This is a genomic window from Agaribacterium sp. ZY112, assembly GCF_041346925.1.
Taxonomy (GTDB): Bacteria; Pseudomonadota; Gammaproteobacteria; order Pseudomonadales; family Cellvibrionaceae; genus Agaribacterium.
In genome coordinates this window covers 2,757,216-2,775,162 of the sequence record NZ_CP166840.1, presented here as the reverse complement: position 1 = coordinate 2,775,162, position 17,947 = coordinate 2,757,216, and the positions used below count along the sequence as shown (strand labels likewise).

General features: G+C 41.9%; 22 protein-coding genes. 4 read left to right on the top strand and 18 right to left on the bottom strand.

Features of this window, described 5'->3' with window-relative positions; all coding sequences use genetic code 11:
- Positions 1–1,158: a glycosyltransferase family 2 protein gene (locus tag AB1S55_RS12030; RefSeq protein ID WP_370978425.1), complete on the top strand. Its 1,158-nt coding sequence runs from the start codon at positions 1–3 to the stop codon at positions 1,156–1,158.
- 5 nt (positions 1,159–1,163) lie between these two features.
- The gene (locus tag AB1S55_RS12025) at positions 1,164–1,829 is read left to right on the top strand and encodes a sugar transferase (protein ID WP_370978424.1); all 666 of its coding nucleotides are present in this window, start codon (positions 1,164–1,166) and stop codon (positions 1,827–1,829) included.
- A 71-nt stretch (positions 1,830–1,900) separates the two neighbouring features.
- Here the strand turns inward: AB1S55_RS12025 and AB1S55_RS12020 are convergent, their stop codons facing one another.
- From AB1S55_RS12020 to AB1S55_RS12000, 5 genes are all read right to left on the bottom strand, one after another.
- Positions 1,901–2,554 (bottom strand): class I SAM-dependent methyltransferase, encoded by a 654-nt coding sequence (locus AB1S55_RS12020; RefSeq protein ID WP_370978423.1) that lies wholly within the window; start codon positions 2,552–2,554, stop codon positions 1,901–1,903.
- 354 nt (positions 2,555–2,908) lie between these two features.
- Positions 2,909–3,196 (bottom strand): TfoX/Sxy family DNA transformation protein, encoded by a 288-nt coding sequence (locus AB1S55_RS12015; RefSeq protein WP_370978422.1) that lies wholly within the window; start codon positions 3,194–3,196, stop codon positions 2,909–2,911.
- 69 nt (positions 3,197–3,265) lie between these two features.
- Positions 3,266–4,105 (bottom strand): IS3 family transposase, encoded by an 840-nt coding sequence (locus AB1S55_RS12010; protein ID WP_370981591.1) that lies wholly within the window; start codon positions 4,103–4,105, stop codon positions 3,266–3,268.
- A gap of 11 nt (positions 4,106–4,116) precedes the next feature.
- Entirely contained in the window at positions 4,117–4,476 is a 360-nt protein-coding gene (locus tag AB1S55_RS12005) for a transposase (protein WP_370978421.1), read from the bottom strand.
- A gap of 140 nt (positions 4,477–4,616) precedes the next feature.
- Positions 4,617–5,090: a DUF6174 domain-containing protein gene (locus AB1S55_RS12000; protein ID WP_370978420.1), complete on the bottom strand. Its 474-nt coding sequence runs from the start codon at positions 5,088–5,090 to the stop codon at positions 4,617–4,619.
- A 325-nt stretch (positions 5,091–5,415) separates the two neighbouring features.
- Here AB1S55_RS12000 and AB1S55_RS11995 point away from each other — a divergent pair, with 325 nt between their 5' ends.
- The gene (locus AB1S55_RS11995) at positions 5,416–6,366 is read left to right on the top strand and encodes an IS110 family transposase (protein ID WP_370977861.1); all 951 of its coding nucleotides are present in this window, start codon (positions 5,416–5,418) and stop codon (positions 6,364–6,366) included.
- Positions 6,367–6,405: 39 nt separating this feature from the next.
- On the opposite strand, the gene AB1S55_RS11990 is transcribed toward AB1S55_RS11995, so the two are convergent.
- The 10 genes from AB1S55_RS11990 to AB1S55_RS11945 form a co-directional block, all read right to left on the bottom strand.
- Complete coding sequence (locus AB1S55_RS11990) at positions 6,406–6,693, bottom strand: hypothetical protein (RefSeq protein ID WP_370978419.1); 288 nt, start codon at positions 6,691–6,693, stop codon at positions 6,406–6,408.
- 142 nt (positions 6,694–6,835) lie between these two features.
- Positions 6,836–7,150 (bottom strand): hypothetical protein, encoded by a 315-nt coding sequence (locus AB1S55_RS11985; protein ID WP_370978418.1) that lies wholly within the window; start codon positions 7,148–7,150, stop codon positions 6,836–6,838.
- 144 nt (positions 7,151–7,294) lie between these two features.
- Entirely contained in the window at positions 7,295–7,600 is a 306-nt protein-coding gene (locus AB1S55_RS11980) for a hypothetical protein (RefSeq protein ID WP_370978417.1), read from the bottom strand.
- Positions 7,601–8,153: 553 nt separating this feature from the next.
- Positions 8,154–8,435 (bottom strand): hypothetical protein, encoded by a 282-nt coding sequence (locus AB1S55_RS11975; RefSeq protein ID WP_370978416.1) that lies wholly within the window; start codon positions 8,433–8,435, stop codon positions 8,154–8,156.
- Between the two features lie 2,045 nt (positions 8,436–10,480).
- Complete coding sequence (locus AB1S55_RS11970) at positions 10,481–10,777, bottom strand: hypothetical protein (RefSeq protein WP_370978415.1); 297 nt, start codon at positions 10,775–10,777, stop codon at positions 10,481–10,483.
- A gap of 201 nt (positions 10,778–10,978) precedes the next feature.
- Positions 10,979–11,371: a hypothetical protein gene (locus AB1S55_RS11965; protein ID WP_370978414.1), complete on the bottom strand. Its 393-nt coding sequence runs from the start codon at positions 11,369–11,371 to the stop codon at positions 10,979–10,981.
- Positions 11,372–11,979: 608 nt separating this feature from the next.
- Entirely contained in the window at positions 11,980–12,153 is a 174-nt protein-coding gene (locus AB1S55_RS11960; protein WP_370978413.1) for a hypothetical protein, read from the bottom strand.
- Positions 12,154–12,379: 226 nt separating this feature from the next.
- Positions 12,380–13,144 carry a DUF6882 domain-containing protein gene (locus AB1S55_RS11955; RefSeq protein WP_370978412.1) on the bottom strand — a complete coding sequence of 255 codons (765 nt, stop codon included), beginning with the start codon at positions 13,142–13,144 and terminating at the stop codon, positions 12,380–12,382.
- A 132-nt stretch (positions 13,145–13,276) separates the two neighbouring features.
- Positions 13,277–13,633 carry a hypothetical protein gene (locus AB1S55_RS11950; protein ID WP_370978411.1) on the bottom strand — a complete coding sequence of 119 codons (357 nt, stop codon included), beginning with the start codon at positions 13,631–13,633 and terminating at the stop codon, positions 13,277–13,279.
- Between the two features lie 150 nt (positions 13,634–13,783).
- Complete coding sequence (locus tag AB1S55_RS11945) at positions 13,784–14,191, bottom strand: hypothetical protein (protein WP_370978410.1); 408 nt, start codon at positions 14,189–14,191, stop codon at positions 13,784–13,786.
- Between the two features lie 328 nt (positions 14,192–14,519).
- Here AB1S55_RS11945 and AB1S55_RS11940 point away from each other — a divergent pair, with 328 nt between their 5' ends.
- Positions 14,520–15,470 carry an IS110 family transposase gene (locus AB1S55_RS11940; RefSeq protein ID WP_370977861.1) on the top strand — a complete coding sequence of 317 codons (951 nt, stop codon included), beginning with the start codon at positions 14,520–14,522 and terminating at the stop codon, positions 15,468–15,470.
- A gap of 402 nt (positions 15,471–15,872) precedes the next feature.
- On the opposite strand, the gene AB1S55_RS11935 is transcribed toward AB1S55_RS11940, so the two are convergent.
- From AB1S55_RS11935 to AB1S55_RS11925, 3 genes are all read right to left on the bottom strand, one after another.
- Positions 15,873–16,274: a hypothetical protein gene (locus AB1S55_RS11935; RefSeq protein ID WP_370978409.1), complete on the bottom strand. Its 402-nt coding sequence runs from the start codon at positions 16,272–16,274 to the stop codon at positions 15,873–15,875.
- 143 nt (positions 16,275–16,417) lie between these two features.
- Entirely contained in the window at positions 16,418–16,909 is a 492-nt protein-coding gene (locus AB1S55_RS11930; protein WP_370978408.1) for a hypothetical protein, read from the bottom strand.
- Positions 16,910–17,034: 125 nt separating this feature from the next.
- Complete coding sequence (locus AB1S55_RS11925; protein WP_370978407.1) at positions 17,035–17,910, bottom strand: hypothetical protein; 876 nt, start codon at positions 17,908–17,910, stop codon at positions 17,035–17,037.
- Between the last annotated feature and the right edge of the window lie 37 nt (positions 17,911–17,947).

Here is a 17,947-nt window from a genome sequence, read left to right as displayed (position 1 = left end):
ATGAATATCGCCATTGCTCTATCATTAGCCTTATCCTTGTTCCTTATTGTTTATCACCACGCAGCATACCCCTTGCTTCTGAAAATAATGAGGCTTTTACACGATCGTAAAAATAAAGCTAAAGAAAACCGCAACATCAGTAAAGCCAGCCATCAAACACTAGGCATCACTATCGTCATCCCAGCTTACAATGAGGAGGCGTTTATTGAAGAAAAGTTAAATAATCTCGCTTTCTTAGATTACCCAAGAAATAAACTCAAAATTATAGTTGCATGTGATGGCTGTACTGACAAAACTGAGCATCTCGCTAAACAATGCTTAGAACAATACCCCGATGTTGATATAGAGGTATTTAGCTTTATGGAAAACAGGGGTAAGTGTCGGCTGTTAAATGATGTTGTTCAACACGTAAAAAGTGACATTGTCGTATTTTCAGACGTATCTTCATTGGTTTCTATAGACGCCCTTCAGGTCTGCAACAAGGTATTTTCAAACAGTGATATAGGTGGAGTTAATGGTAACTATCGCTTCCTCAATCCATATTCTGAAGGTGAAGCAAGCTATTGGAAGTATCAGCGTAACATTAAGTTAGGTGAAAACCAGTTAGGCTCTATATTAGGTGCACACGGCGCATTCTATGCCATCCGAACCCATCTTTTTCGCGAACTGCCTGAAAGCGCAATCAATGATGATTTCATCATTCCCATGCGCGTTATTGAGCAAGGTTACCAAGTAATATATGACGAACGCATTAACGCTGTAGAGTTAGAACCCTCAAGTAACGATGACAACTGGAAGCGTAGAAAAAGAATTGGCTTTGGCAACATTCAACAAGTCTTTATCCTAAAAAATCTATTGTTGCCGCGCTACAAGGGCGTTGCATTTTCATTCTTTTCAGGAAAAGCCCTGCGTGTATTCATGCCCTTCTTAATGATATACGCCTTAGTCACTTCCATTTATTGCGCTCTTATATGGCCCATTCTCATCCCCGTCGCGTTAGCCCAAGTAGCCATCTATTTAATAGCTGCTTTTGTCGAGCTCTTTAGCCAACTCAAGGTGGGCAGAATCCCCAAGCTTATTCATTACCTTGTAGCTGGCCATACAGCCAATTTACTGGGTGCAATCAACTTTATAAGCAACAAGAAAATACAGTGGTGATCAGCATGAATAACATTGAAAACAGCATACGAATTGAAAAAAACATACGTGAAAATGCAACTTTTCGAGTAAAGCGTATATTTGATATTAGCGCAGCGATCGCTGGTTTGGTCATTACCCTCCCCTTATGGCCTATTTTAGCCATCGCCATAAAACTCAACTCACGTGGGCCTGTATTTTTTACCCAGCCGCGGATTGGAGCTTGCTTTCCAACCCAAACAAAGGTGTTCAACATGATCAAATTTCGATCTATGGTCAACAACGCCGAAGGTGAATCTGGAGCGGTATGGGCAGGAAAAAACGATTCAAGGGTAACCGCCGTCGGGAACTTTTTACGTAAAACAAGGCTGGATGAATTACCACAACTTATTAACGTATTAAAAGGTGACATGTCGATAGTTGGACCTCGCCCAGAACGCCCTGGTTTTTATGCAAAACTAGAAGATCAGATTCCTTATTTCGCAGAGCGTACTTACGGCCTTATGCCAGGTATCACCGGATTCGCTCAAATCAATCAAGGTTACGATACCTGTATCGACGACGTACGATCCAAACTAAGTTACGACCTCAGCTACAGTTTGGCTTTGTCATCACCTATCAGCATGCTTAAAACAGATATCAATATTGCCTGGAAAACCATTGTTGTCATGGTTTGTGGTCGTGGCCAATAAACCATTAGCTTACTGGGTTAACCCACATGAAATAACCCAGTAAGTACTTCAACTAAGCTGCAAACGAGTCTTTAAGGCTTTTTCGCAAGCAGAATAACCGTAGCTACAGGCACTTCAATATCAGCCAATGCCAGCACACCCTCATCAAATACGACAGGCTCAAGGCACTCAAAGCCAACCCGCTCCATAGCTGAAACATAGGTTTGGGTATTGCGAATATTAAAAACGTACTGAGTAAAAGGTAAGCTTTCTAGTGTCTTTTCGGGCCGTATAGCAAAAACAACCCGGCCACCAGGCTTCATCCATAAGAACAGTTGATGAAAAAACTCATCTAGGTTGTCAATAAAATAAAGAACATTAACAGCTAGAAGAGCATCAATACTACTTGCTCTGATATCTGTATCGGAGCAGCTACTATTATAAATCTCCACATGACAGTCTTCATCACGCAGATTTATACGGGCTTGTTCCGCCATAGCTGCCGACATTTCAACAGCAAGATAACGCCCGGTATCACCCAAAGCCTTTAAAATAGGCAGGCTTAGTACAGCATTACCAGGACCAATCTCAACCAGCGTTTCACCTTGTTGAGGTGCTAAAGCGTCAATCGCTTTCTGGGTAATAAACTCATTTAACTCATTCATCTGCTTAGCGATTTCAAGCCCCGCGTCTCCATCAGGGCAGGAAAACTGGCTAGCTAGGTCTTGTAACTCTTTTTCATCCATAGATGGTTCTACCTTTATACTCTACTACGTTAATGATATTGCTCACCAAAGCCCCCACGACATAGTGAGGTTCAGTCATTGATAGAGGCTCACCTTTTCTTTGTTCATTAAACTCAATGACTGAACTTCAATTAATCATAACTAAACCTATGAGGCCTTTAAGATCATCTATTAATACTGCCGAATTCATATAAATCAATTTTCTTTGGGTATTGGTCTATATAATCAATGATTGCATAGATCTAAATTATAGATCTAGCGACCGAATAACAAAGACTTCATCCACAAGCCCTTTAGCACGCTCAGGGAGCGAAGCGGAACGATTTTGCACTTCACTAGGGAAGCTAAGCACCGTTACTTCGGAGCTAAACCAAGATCGTCTAACCTCATCAGTATTTCAGTTTTCCGTGTGTTTTTTATTTCGATCCAAGAGATATTCTCTCGCGCTCCGATAATCGAATATATAGAATTTAAGCCCATGCCCTTCATAGGCTTTATCAAGGCATATAAATCATAGGGGTCTATTTCAATGAAATCCTGAACAGAGCTGATTCCAACCTCTGCAAGTATTTCCTCACTTCTGGGGCCAAAACCATTTAGATCTCTTAAATATTTGGGAGGTATTTCGTATGCTTCAATCATTGTATGCTTAACGCACCTGTTAAGGTGCCGAAACGGAGTTGTGATCTGCTACCACTTTCGTGGACACATTTAAGCATAGAGTTTTTCATACTCTTGCGGTGAATGGTAGCCCAGTGACGAGTGAATTCGTTCTTTATTGTAGAAAGCGATGTACTCAGAAATTTGAGCCACTGCATCGATAATATTCTCGAACTCAACCTGATGAGCAAGCTCAGCTTTCATCGTGTGGAAGTAGGATTCAACTTCAGCATTATCCAACGGAGTTCCTTTTCTACTCATACTGCGATTAAACCCATTTGATTCGAGCATCTCCCTATACTCAAACGCGGCGTATTCAGAGCCTTGGTCTGAGTGGAATAGACAGCCCTTCTCAGGCTTATGTCTAGCGAGTGCATTTCTAAGCGCAGAAGAAGTTAAAGCTAAGCCACGACGAACTGAAAACGACGCACCAACAACCCGACGACTAAATAAATCAATAATTACCGCATGATAAAGGCTACCGGTCTTTGTTTTTATATAAGTGAAATCACCTGCCCACTGCTCACCGAATGAGCTCGCAGGATGAAGACCTGGACGCCGATTAGGTGTCGCCGCATAAAACTCATTAAGTCCCGGACTCCAGGTGTACAGACCTCTTGTTGAAGCCTTTATACCAAGCTCTTTCATCAATCGTGAAACTCGACGAATACTGCAGCTATAGCCGATCTTCTTGAGCGAATGGTATATACGCCTCGCCCCGTAACAACGCTTATACCCCTGATGAAGCTCTTTAATTGCACGCTTCAACTCTTCATCATAGAGGGCTTTATTTGAAGCAGGCCTATCGAGCCACGCATAAAACCCGCTTCTTGATACACCCATCAGATTACAGAGGCGGTTTATTTTGAATTTATGTAGGTTCTCCGCGATATATTGAAAGATTACTTTCGGTGCTTCTCGAAGAACCTTTCCGCCTTTTTTAGAATGTCGATATCCTCTTCGCGTTCTTTAAGCTGTTTCTCAAGTTTCTTAATGCGGGTTTGAGCTTTCTTTAATTCAGCTTCTTTCTTCTGAAGGTCGTTCTTGGTTGGGCCTACCGGCTTATTTGATTTTGTCACTGGAGCTTCTCGCCATCGTCCATCGTTAACTTCTTTTCGCCAACGATAAATCAACACAGGATGGATATCCAATGCCTCGGCAATATCGACTGCCTGGATGCTCTGATGGCTGGCCAACCTAACTAAGGCTGCCTTGAACTCTCTGGTGTACTGAATGTAGTTTCTTTTATGAGTTTTCCCCATAAATACCCCCTTTAGTGTCTAGTAAAATTACTGTCTACTAAAGTGGTAACAGATCAGTTGGTTAAAGTGTGCTATTAAAGCACACTTTAAGCGACGCAGTGAGCGTCCAGCCCGCTTGCGGGCGGTGGTTGATGGCCTTGTTATGAGCCGGATCTTTTTAGAGGCACAACCTCAAGAATTTGAAATCCAAATTCATCGTCAAAAGTACCAAACTCTGGATCTACAAAAAACTCTGAAGGAAACCCGAATGATGGATCAAAGCGAACATTGAAGGTTGATGGATGCTTTTGATAATACGAGTCGATCTTACTGATGAGTTTATCGATTGTTTGAAGGTCTTTTAGTTGAGGTTTCATTGCAGAGAAATACTCAATTTCTTCAAAATCGACAACTTTCCCCTCAACTACATAAACTCTCGTAAGCCCCGATGGGCACCAGCAATGAGTGTTCTTAATTAGATAAGAGTAGGAGCTGAAATTGTATTTTTTCCATAGCGAAGGATTCGCCTTTCCTTCAATCTCTTCTGGTGTGTATGGCTGGTAGCCTAAGACGCTCAAATCAGCGAAAACATATTGAGACAATAACACCAATAGAATGGCAGTGAATTTAAACATTAGTTGCCTCATAACGCCCCGCTAAGGGGCCGGAACTGTGGTGGTTGATTTTGTGCTATTAAAGCACAAAAACGACCAGCGCAGTGGAGGTCCCAAGCAGCTTTAGCTGCTTAGCCTTGAGCGGCTTGTATGGATAATTTCCCTTATCAACCGACTTAAAATAAAGTGAAGCCCGTAGCCTGGTTGCACCCAGTTTACCGGCTCTGTAGCTCGATGAGCAATTGATCTAAAAGATCGTTAACAAGCGTGAGCGCAGAGCCGACCCGATTTTTAACTCGAACAGTCGAATGAGCTTCGAGCTCGAATTTAGCAAGGACGAGTCCTTATGGCAAATCTTAAAACGAGTAAAACATCTGTTAACGTTGGCGTCGATGTTGGTAAGTTTAACCTGGACGTCTACATCCATGAAAAAGACATATACCTGAGAGAGGAAAATACTCCTGACGGCATTAAGAAAATCATTAAAAGACTATCGTATTACGCCGTTGAAAGAATAGCGATGGAGGCCACTGGCCGCTACGAATTTGCTCTCGCTGAAGCCTGTTATTTAAGAGGTTTACCCGTTGTAATCGCCAAGCCGATTTCAGTGAGACGTTATGCCGGTGCTATAGATCAACTAGCAAAAACGGATAAGATTGACGCACAAGTCATTGCTGAGTATGCCGCGATCATCAAGCCTAAGGTAACGCCCAAGAAGAGCAAAAACCTTATAATTATCAAAGACCTATTAGCACGCCGGCGCCAGATAATGCATATGAGAACGCAGGAGCTAAATCGTATGAAAATCATGGGAAAAGCATTTGAAACATCGTGTAATCGAATGATTAAAATGTTTGATAAAGAAATTGAACGCATGGAAACTAAACTTCAGAAGCATGTCGACGAACAGGCAGATTGGAGCGAGCGACAGAAGATACTATTATCAGCTCCTGGCGTTGGTAAAACGCTAGTTTATTCCATATTGGCCGACTTGCCTGAGGTAGGTACGCTAACAAACAATCAAATAAGTAAGCTCGTTGGTGTTGCGCCCTTAAATCGGGACAGCGGTAAAACAAGGGGTAAGCGACGTATCATCGGCGGGCGAGCAAACATAAGAACAACACTCTATATGGCAACATTAAGTGCCACCTTATGTAACCCTGTAATTAGATCTTTCTACTTAAAACTCAAAGCAAACGGTAAACACTCGAAAGTGGCAATCACGGCGTGTATGAGAAAATTTATTACCATCCTGAACTCAATGATTAGAGGGAATAACGAGTGGTGTATTAATTAACTTCTAATGTTATTGACACCACAGTCGCTTGTTATGTATTTATACCGCAACAAAAAGAAAGAAAACTAGAAGTATCAAGCTAAATGCACCCACCACCAGATTTACGCCGTTTTTTACTTTCGCGTGGGGACGAATAAAAATAATAGTTAGAACAAGATTGATAATTCCAGGAGGAATAACCATGAGCATAAATATCGCATATGCCTCATGGCTATACACATACACCGCCCCGTACTCACTTAACCAATATAAGTAAGATACTAACCCTACAGCAATAATAATGGAGCAATAACCCAAGCATTCAACTGTTTCTCTAACTCGAATCATATCGCTCTCTCAGGGTGGGGAGATACATAACGCCAAGTTAACCTGCCGGAGCGGAGTTGTTTGCTTTTGTGGTAGCGTAAGCGTGAAGCCACAAAAACAAACGACGCAGCGGAGGTCGGGTTGAACTTTTTGTTATGCAATACTAATAGCCACGTACATCATTTATCTTTAACCAATTACCATCACAACCGGTTATGCCAAGCTTGATAGTGGCCTTTGCCGCGTAAGCTGCTAAAAGCAGAGATTTCATGGCCGGCTCCGAATCTCTAATTCCTGCATACCCGTTATATGTACTGCATTCCGCAGACACTACAGAGGAAGAGAACCCCTCGTTTAATTTCAAAGCTACAGCACCATTTTTATCAATATATATTTCCTTAATAGTGCCGGTTGCTTGAGTATATGAATGAGAGTTTAAAGACAATAAAAGCCAAAAAACAAGTATGAAATATTTCATAAAATACCTTTTCAATGAATTGGTGCATAACGCCGTAGTAACCGGCCGGAACGGAGTTGATTAATATGTGCTATTAAAGCACATATTAAACGACGCAGTGGAGGTCGGGTTGACTACCTTGTTAGATTGGGTGTTGGTAGAGTTTTAACGACCATAATAATGTTTTGCATTCTCTTGCCGAATAGTAAGACATTTTGACATGTCTTCAAGGGTAAATGTTATCGTGGAATTACCGACCTCGGAGATCTCTAAGTGTTCTAAGGCGCAGATTGGCTGATCAGGAATCTCGGTACTCCAGCCTGCGCTTTTTCTGCTGTAGTGAATTATTTGGTTGTTTTCGATTTTGTAAAAATCCGCCCAACCGCCGTTTGGAGTGCTAGATAAAAAGAACCCATCTTCATAGACTGCAGAAATCTTTTCATAGATCAATCTTTCTTCTTCAATCTTCACTTTAGAATCTCGATGCTTGAAATCTAACGCCGCGATAAGCGGACGGAACGGAGTTGGTTAATTTGTGCTATTAAAGCACAAATTGGCCTACACAGTGGAAGTCCGCTTGATTGCTTTGTTGTACGTTTAAACCGAAAACACCCTACCCGCCTGCACAATGTAGCCAACTGCGTGCCCCTTTGTACCTACATGCGCCTCAGCGCCCCCTACCAAGCTTTGATTGGCGCTGAGCCATGTGGACTGAGCTGCCAGTATTGCACTTACCAGCGCACGCTGCGACCTAGTTGAACAAAGGAATAAAGCTGGAGCTACCTTAACTGAATTTGAAGATAATGCGGACTTTGAAGACCAAGACTTTGCAGGAAAGTACTAGGATTGGTGTTGCTTAGAGGCAGTGATTTAATCTTTGCGGGCGCGTCGAAAAATATCGCGTGACGTACAACGCCCAGCTAAGCCGCCGGAACGGAGTTGATGGTTTTGTGCGAGCGTAGCGGAAAAGCACAAAACGAGCAACGCAGTGAAGGTCGGATTGAGCTGTTTGTTAAATGCTGGGTTAGCACTTTGCTGCCACCATTGCGCCATTCTCTTTATCTATGTATTCCTCTAACCAATTCTTGGGGTCACCAAGATAGGTGTATTGGAGAGAAGGATACGACTTTTTATATTTATCTGTGAGTGGATTTTTAAACCACACGTTTACTTCAGGCATTGGCCACTTGCTTGATATTTCTACCATATCGTTGCCTGCTGCAATTTCAGACTCCAGAATTTCCTTTAGTGGGCCTTTAAGCCTTGGAAGGATTTCTTTTAAATCGTACTCGTAGATCATAGGCATTTAACGCCGCGTTAACGGGCCGTAACGTAGTTGATTAATATGTGCTATTTAAGCACATATTAAGCGACGCAGTGAAGGTCCAGCCAGCTTGCTGGCGCGCGTTGAACGCTTTGTTATGCAGTTACCCGTATGTAAACACGTTATAAACAAGGTAAATACTTGCGGCTAAATATAATGGAAGCCTAATGGTTGCCGAAAAAAATTTTGTAGTTGGCTTACGCTTAGTTTTTAAAACTTTATACTCAAATAATGCTAAGGCAAAAAAAGTTACGGCCAGTAAGGACATACCCAGTCGGGAATAGATAAAGTCTATATTTAATAAATCTGGGTAATGAATACGTACGACCATTAGAGCAATGCCACCCAAAAGCGCGAATACTATTACTAGATTTACTAATATTTGCTTTAGTTTGCTCATGATGCATAACGCCGCGTTAACGGGCCGTAACGTAGTTGATTAATATGTGCTATTTAAGCACATATTAAGCGACGCAGTGAAGGTCCAGCCAGCTTGCTGGCGAGCGTTGAACGCTTTGTTATACGAGTACTTGCCCAGCCTTACGTTGGCAGGCTGGTTAATAAAACGTGCCCCGATGACCTGCCCGAGCGCCTCAGCGCGATACACTGAACCAGATTAACGCCATTGCTTGAATAGTAATTTAAAGTAGATCAAATGGCACTGACACAAGTGGGCTTTGCTGATGTTAAAACAGAGCGCCTACCGAACTAAAAGAAAAATATTAACTTAGAATTTGGTATTTAGGCCGTTGAAGTCGTGATGGCTATTTTTTCAGCTTAGAGGCAATGAGCCTTAGCTTAAGCCCACGATTAAAAATGCACCGTAACGTATAACGCCGCCATAACTGGGCGAAACGGAGTTAATTTATATGTGCTATTGAAGCACATATAAATTAACGCAGTGGAGCTCCGGTTGATGGCCTTGTTAGCTTAGGAGATTGGCAGAAAACGATGTCAGCTCACATGCAGAACTATCGCCCCACGGCGCCCTTCGTGAAGAATCAATGTGATAGATTATTTCAACCGAATTAATTTGATTGTTGTTGAGGATAGACATTATTGTTGAAAAAACAAAAGGGTCATTATCTGCATACACATAGACTTTTGTGCAACTTTCCTCTAGACCGTTTACATATACGAGCAAAACATTCCTAGCATTTGAATTTGAATGGGTAACCGAATGCATTCGGTACTTCGTAATATTCCCTTTGGGAAGGGTTGCCCCTTTTTCCGTAAGACAGAATGCTGTCATTGAATAAGTTAAGAAGAATAAGAGTATTGATTTTTTCATAATGGCACCTAATTAGCTAACGCCGCGCTTTGGGGCCGGAACGTAGATGGTTAAAGTGTGCTATTAAAGCACACTTTAACCGACGGAGTGGAGGTCCAGCACGCTCGCGTGCGAGCTAAGAGCGCTTTGTTAGGCCGCATTACTATTAGACTAGTTCGACATCCATTTTTTGTAGTAGATCATACACTTCCTGTGGATCGATGTTACGCCCTAGACCATAGATATATTGAAAATTTGACGTTGTTATATATGTAATTACGTTAAACGTTGAGCCTGCTATATCTAACTCTCCAACGCTAACTGACGAAATATCTTTATACTGAAATAGCTCAGTGCCGTTGAATATACCTTTAGAGTGAACGACTATCCTGTGCGGGAAATAGTCTCCTATTAGTGCAATTAGAACTGCCAATAGATAGGAGAAAATGCTAAGCGTCACGATAGTCTCGACTACCGACAATACCGAAACAAAGTACATTGGCGACGAGATCGCGAGACAAAATATTACTAACCTAGGGCGATAGAAAGGGTTGGCCGAACATACCCCCCTCTTTGCTTTTAGGTAGTCAAAAGACTCATACCAGCTTATTTTATGTTCCATGAATTTATTTCGGTAGGAGTGCCTAACGCCGCGCTTTGGGGCCGGAACGTAGTTGGTTAAAGTGTGCTATTAAAGCACACTTTAAGCGACGGAGTGGAGGTCCAGCCAGCTTGCTGGCGAACCAAGAGCGCTTTGTTATGGCGCGGACGCCTGCACTACCAAAATAGTAGATACGGCCAATACAGCCAGCAGCGTATGAGCAATACGCAACCTATTATCATATTTATTTAGCTGTGTATCTTCGAGGGTTTTCCATTGCTTTTTTACCATAAACTCCGCATATCGAGTAAGCGAGCCATTTGGGCTAAGGTCATAGACAATAGAGCCCAACAAGAATGGATATTTGGTGAATACAGTTGGCTCACCGAGCGACACAAACAAATCGTAATATTGGCTCTTTAAACGCGATAGGCGAAGTGACTGGTAATACATACTTACCAATACTCCTATAAAGAAGTAGCCCCACATTATTGAAAATGAATATTTTTCCATGATTCTGCTTGCGAGCCATAACGCCCCGCTAAGGGGCCGGAGTTGTGTTGATTGTTTTGTGCTATTTAAGCACAAAACGAGCGACGCAACGGAGGTCCAAGCAGCTTTAGCTGCTGAGCCTTGAGCGGCTTGTTATAGCTTTTACACATATCTATAAACCAGCCAGCAACCAGAAGCAACGATTGCAGCACAATAGCTGATGAATATAGTACTACTTGCATCGACACCAAAGCTAAGGGCTATTGGTATTGACCATGCGACGCCGGATAATACTACAGAGAAGTAATTGAGCTTTTTATAATGTATAAGTAAAAGCATTGACGGAACGCCTAAAAACAATACTGCCGGATAGGCAATAATCAGCCCCCATAGGCTGAAAAATAACGACACACCGACTACATCAACCAGGTTGGTTGGACTTCCGTTAAACAACGCAAGAACAACATAAGTCAGCGTCATTATCGGAACCAGCAATAAAGGCCCCAGCAAAACGGCGGCTGTATTTTTTCTCGTGGTAATGCTGAAAGTCTTCATTGGCTATAACGCCCCGCTAAGGGGCCGGAACTGTGGTGGTTGATTTTGTGCTATTAAAGCACAAAAACGACCAGCGCAGTGGAGGTCCAAGCAGCTTTAGCTGCTGAACTTTGAGCGGTTTGTTATGTGTTTGACTTTGAATACAGAGAAACCAATTTGCCACGAGCATACCAACCAAAGAAGCCCCCTACTACGTATAGCAACACTAGTAACGAGATAGGGAAGCTCGGCTGCGTTGAAGATAGCCAAAATAGATAAATGACACCTAGAACCATAATGGTAAATACAATTGGTATAGCCACTAAGACCCGCCACCAAGAAAACCTATCGCCGTAGAAATTATCGTATACCCACCAAAGTTTTTTATGGGCTAAAAGGATCTTCTTTTCATTTTTTGTGGACTGAGTTAAGCCTATTAAAGTCCCTAGAAAGAAAACGCCTAGAATCTGAATGAGTATGATCATGGCTTACACATAACGCTCCGCTAAGGGGCCGGAGCTGTGTTGATAATTTTGCGTTAGCGTAGCGAATAAACGCAAAAGGAGCAATGCAGTGGAGGTCCAAGCAGCGTTAGCTGCTGAGCCTTGAGCGGCTTGTTATGCGTATTTCTATATAGGAAGCAGGTCATTTAGACCACCACGTAATTTATCGGTGACATCTAAGGCTGCATTGATTTGAGACTCAGGGGATAAATCACTTATTGCAATACCTTTTATCTCATCAAGATATTCATCTAGATTTAATCCATAGTCTGCATGTATGGCTAAGTTGGTCGCATACATGAGCTCATACAAATCAATTACATTACTTTCCCTATCGAATATTCGATCAAGACAATCAAATAGGTTGGAAAGTAATTGAAAATCCCGTTCAGTCATCCTCTTCCTTTTTATGCATAACGCCAAGTTAACCCGCCGAAGCGGAGTTGTTTGTTTTTGTGGCAGCGTAGCGTAAAGCCACTAAAACAAGCAACGCAGCGAAGGTCGGGTTGAACTTTTTGTTAGGCATTTACAATCCAAACAATTTAGTAATCTTGTTTTTGTTAACCCATCTAGCCTTGGTAATTACCATATAGGTGAATCCAGTATCACTGGGAGTGCGATAAACTCCTATTGCATTTAGATGTTTAGCTAGTACAGATGTCATTTCCCAGCCATCGACTTCAGTAGCAGCATAGCGCCCAGCAACCAATTGCTTTAACCCAAGCTCTTCACCTAAAGCCTTGATATCTCGCGAGGACGACTTAACTTTCTCTTCTAAACTATCGTTTGCCCAGGCCCACATCCAAGTGTTAGATTTAGTAGAATAAGTACCCGAAAATTGAATATCAGCTTCAACTTGAGGTTTTCCATTATGGGAAAATACTAACTTTGCGGTTTCCTGATACCAATCCCACCGTTCATACTCTCCGGCTTTGTATTTAGAAAGAAATTCTTGATGCCTAGGTTCAATAAAGCTAAAGCTCGATTTAACAAGATCATGAAGTACACCATCATCTTGAATCCAGTTCCTATCACGAATATCTTCATAGCATCCTGAGCATAAAAGTTTTATATCCGCGAACTTTTCAGACTTATCATTCCACTCGCCTTCAGCATCAAGGACTTTTTCGCATTCGTCACACCATGCGTCAGGGCATAAATCATCTGGATTTTCAGAATCATATCCTAAATTAAATCCTCGTTTTTCACCCTCAACCAAGTGCCTACATAGAAAAGTAGCATTTGTCGATCCGTGAGTATTACATTCTACTTTATTTTCTGAATCACTCATTTCTTTCGTATGGTTGCCTAACGCCCGCTTCAGCTGCGCCAAAGCCGGAGTGTTTTTGTGTTAATGTTTGAGCGCAGCGAGTGACACAAAAACACGGAGGTTTTGGCGTCATGCTGCAAGCGTTTGTTATGACTAATCGCCGCCATCACCACCTCCTCCGAAACCAGAATCATTGGAGTCAGATCTAGAAAAAAACTCTCCGATATCAATCCCCCATTCGACCCCGTCATCCCGTCTCGCTCTACGTGTGTTGAAACACGCCAAAATAAACCCGATAAAAATCAGGAATAGAACAAACGGAGTAAAACTGTTGTGATATCCGTAAGGTATGCTCCCAACCAACAATACTACACCTGTGCTCCGAAGCGAGAACGAAATCTTATTAGCTAAAAATCCACCAATGACAAATATGAATATACCGATCACAATTTGACTAATAAATAGAAGGTATCCAGCGGTCACGACTAGCCCATATCCAATCATGTTCATAGCAATTGCTCTGAATTTATCTCCTAGTCATAACACCGTTGTAACCCGCCGGAGCTGGGTTGATTGTTTTGTGGTAGCGTAGCGTGAAACCACAAAACGAGCAACGCAGTGGAGGTCGAGCCAGCTTGCTGGCGGTGGTTAACAACCTTGTTATGCACCTACCTTCACAGTCCAGCTATAGCATACTTCAACGCCTGGTTCGCCGTCATTGGCGTTTCCTCTAGCGCTTTTACCTACCCCAAGTAAAGTGCCTTTTTTTCTTGCCATTTTTAACCCGGCCGGTTCTTCATCCTTATACCACAACGATTTTTCGAAGCATGTGCTAATTTTTCTTGCATCGCAAACCATCTCAATCAGTTTATTATCTGCATTAGACACACAACCCGACCTTGAGTATTCACATGCTTCATCAGGATACAACATGTAAGTATGTCTTTGGTTTGGAACACTAAAACATTCTTTAAACTCGGCCGTCTTTCTTTTCGAGACATCTTCAGCGTTTAAACTCAAAGCCATAAAAAGGGTTATTAACAACAAAGCCAGCCTTTTTATTCTCAAATTCTTATTCCTTTTTGCATAACGCCGCGTTAACGGGCCGTAACGTAGTTGATTAATATGTGCTATTTAAGCACATATAAAGCGACGCAGTGAAGGTCCAGCCAGCTTGCTGGCGAGCGTTGAACGCTTTGTATGGATAATTTCCCTTATCAACCGACTTAAAATAAAGTGAAGCCCGTAGCCTGGTTGCACCCAGTTTACCGGCTCTGTAGCTCGATGAGCAATTGATCTAAAAGATCGTTAACAAGCGTGAGCGCAGAGCCGACCCGATTTTTAACTCGAACAGTCGAATGAGCTTCGAGCTCGAATTTAGCAAGGACGAGTCCTTATGGCAAATCTTAAAACGAGTAAAACATCTGTTAACGTTGGCGTCGATGTTGGTAAGTTTAACCTGGACGTCTACATCCATGAAAAAGACATATACCTGAGAGAGGAAAATACTCCTGACGGCATTAAGAAAATCATTAAAAGACTATCGTATTACGCCGTTGAAAGAATAGCGATGGAGGCCACTGGCCGCTACGAATTTGCTCTCGCTGAAGCCTGTTATTTAAGAGGTTTACCCGTTGTAATCGCCAAGCCGATTTCAGTGAGACGTTATGCCGGTGCTATAGATCAACTAGCAAAAACGGATAAGATTGACGCACAAGTCATTGCTGAGTATGCCGCGATCATCAAGCCTAAGGTAACGCCCAAGAAGAGCAAAAACCTTATAATTATCAAAGACCTATTAGCACGCCGGCGCCAGATAATGCATATGAGAACGCAGGAGCTAAATCGTATGAAAATCATGGGAAAAGCATTTGAAACATCGTGTAATCGAATGATTAAAATGTTTGATAAAGAAATTGAACGCATGGAAACTAAACTTCAGAAGCATGTCGACGAACAGGCAGATTGGAGCGAGCGACAGAAGATACTATTATCAGCTCCTGGCGTTGGTAAAACGCTAGTTTATTCCATATTGGCCGACTTGCCTGAGGTAGGTACGCTAACAAACAATCAAATAAGTAAGCTCGTTGGTGTTGCGCCCTTAAATCGGGACAGCGGTAAAACAAGGGGTAAGCGACGTATCATCGGCGGGCGAGCAAACATAAGAACAACACTCTATATGGCAACATTAAGTGCCACCTTATGTAACCCTGTAATTAGATCTTTCTACTTAAAACTCAAAGCAAACGGTAAACACTCGAAAGTGGCAATCACGGCGTGTATGAGAAAATTTATTACCATCCTGAACTCAATGATTAGAGGGAATAACGAGTGGTGTATTAATTAACTTCTAATGTTATTGACACCACAGTCGCTTGTTATGTGTGTTAGAACAACTTGACGACTAGCATTAAAACTATAAGTGCAACTGTAACTAGAATGAAGGCTTGGCCAAGGTTGGAGTTGGACTCCATTTCCTCACTGCGCCTATCAATAAGCTCTTCAAGTTCTTTGCCATCTTTAATGGTCTCACAATGGTTACATTCCGCTAACTTTTGTGGGTAAAGGCTACCGCATCGCGTACATTTTCTAGTGCGCTTTAAAATAAGTGGAAGTTGATTGAGGAACATGCTCTTTGTCACCGTTAGCAGAGAGGAAACACATAACGCTTTGCTAAGCGGTAAAAATTGCTGTGGTATAGTGAGCCGAAGGCGAACCACAGCAATTTTTATCCGCCTTGAGCAACTTGTTAGAGGTTTTCTATGCACACACCGGAAATTAAACCTAGAACAAACACCAGAATTACAAACAAGTAGTGTTTTGTTCCTGAATTTTCCCATAACCATCGAAATGTCATTGATGGAAATTGAAATGAATAATGCGTAATTCGGCTATGTTTAGAGTGATTAATAATAACTGCCAACTCAACAATTAAGGCTATTGAATTTAACAGCAAAACCCATACAAGGGCTGTCTTTGATATATCTATTTTAGCTTTACCAAATACATTATAGATAATGTCTTGATCACCACTTAAATATACATATATCGTTAATATTGATGTTGTTACTAAAGAAACTAACAATGTTTTAGCAATCTTACTAGGGATATATCGATCTAACCCTTTAACTTGTTGATCCCTTTGATCCATTTCTGACTTCCTTGCTAACCTCTAACGCCGTTATAACCGGCCGGAACGGAGTTGTTTAAAGTGTGCTATTAAAGCACACTTTAAACGACGCAGTGGAGGTCCAGCCAGCTTGCTGGCGATGGTTGATAACCTTGTTAACAGCATTAGTACTGAGGAACTTCCAAGTCCTCCAGCACCTCTAGGTATGAAGCAGAGGATATATTGTTTTCTAAGTTAGATCCTTTGAGAGATTTAATAATATCCAATCGAAGCGCTTCGACTTCATCGTACTCACCAAGCAGGCCATTAAATAGGTAGTCTTGTTGTTTAAGCCAGCGTGAAAGTGAATTAGGGTTTCGGTTAAACCATGAAGCTACGATATTAGGGTGGTGCTTCCATCCTAGTAAGATAAAACTTCCCGTTTCAATTCCATTCACTCCGTCAGATACTTCCCAAGACAAGATCGAAGTAGAAAGCGCTTGGGATGCAGCCAATTTATCTTCGCTAGATATATTAGACTTCACAACATCACGGTTCTTTACCAAGTACAACAGAGTTTGAGTGCCAATATCCTCGTGATCTTTGATCGAAGACTCGAAGTCAGCTCGTGCACCAAGAGCAATAAATATGGAGAAAAGTAGAACGTATTTGACCATGGTTTGATGCTGCCTGTTAACGCCGCTATCACTGGAAACGAAAGCGGAGTGTTTTTGTGCTATGTTTGAGCGCTTGCGCGAGTTGCACAAAAACGCGTAGCTTTTGTTTCCGGTGCATAGCATTGTTACGTGTTTTGATTGTAAATAACTTTGAGCCGCTTATATAACTCATTGCTGAGATCTCTTAAGCCCTCTTCATTTGGGAAATATTTCAGGGCTCTATGGTGACCTAAGTCAGAGGGTATATCGTCAATGGATTGTGTAATAGGTATTACACTTTTACCTAACGTATGCGCGATTCCCGTCTCGTACATAACATTTGGATTTTTACCCGTAAAATCAACTACCACAACTTTGGAACAAAATATTAAGTCGAAGATATCTTGTATAAAGGTAGAGTTATCCCAAATATCGTCAGCCCTAAGGCATTTAAGATTCATATATTCCGCCACCTTAGTTATAGCCGAATAAGTACCACTGAAACCTGCATTGAATGGCATCATTACAGATATAAGCTTTTCATTTAACTTTTTTTCTGGAACTTGAAAGACGCTTGGCTTGAAAGTAATTACACGTTCGGTTGGTACTTCCTCAAATGAGGTTGAGACGAATTCGCCATGTGCTGGCAGAAGTCTAACAGTACCATTGGCTTGCACTGAAAGTGTTAAATCATTAGTTTTAAGCGCTGAACTAATGGCTTCTAGTGCTTTATCTCTATCAACCTTCTCATCGAATAAGAAATGATCTGGATGCAATAGATACTCTATTACCTTAACCATTTCTAGCGAAGGCATATTATCTGGAGATTGCCTTCTATTTAGCTCATCGAGGACTTCTCTTACCCAAACTCTGCGTGTTGAACCGTCGTGTACATAATCAAGGTCTAAATCAACAAAGAATCTAGTTAGATATGATGAGCTTCTATAAGGAAAAAACTGAAATGGCATGTCACCACATATCATTTCAGCTATTTTAGCTATAGCTGCGGCTCCGATTTTCATTCTACTTAATTCTCCTTATTGTGCCGACACGTAACGC